The 256-nt window shown below is 41.0% G+C and carries 1 protein-coding gene; it reads left to right on the forward strand.

The window, feature by feature from the left end; genetic code table 11:
* A partial coding sequence (locus AAEY62_RS23415; protein WP_350636845.1) for an ATP-binding cassette domain-containing protein occupies positions 1-256 on the forward strand: 256 nt, incomplete at both ends.

Below are 256 nucleotides of genomic sequence, written 5' to 3' on the forward strand. Positions count from 1 at the left end.
GTATCGATAAAGAGTTTCATTATGGCTTAATGGCAAACGTAGCCCCAGGTTGGAAATTACGTGTGCTGTTAGCACAGGCGTTATTTGCAAACCCTGATATTTTGCTACTTGATGAGCCCACTAATAACTTGGACATTCATACTATTACGTGGCTTGCCAATGAGCTTAACCAACGTAAATGCACCATGATCATTATTTCCCATGACCGTCACTTTTTAAACTCGGTATGTACTCACATGGCCGATATTGATTACGG

The sequence above is a fragment of the Pseudoalteromonas sp. GW168-MNA-CIBAN-0100 genome, assembly GCF_040309225.1.
GTDB lineage: Bacteria > Pseudomonadota > Gammaproteobacteria > Enterobacterales > Alteromonadaceae > Pseudoalteromonas > Pseudoalteromonas arctica.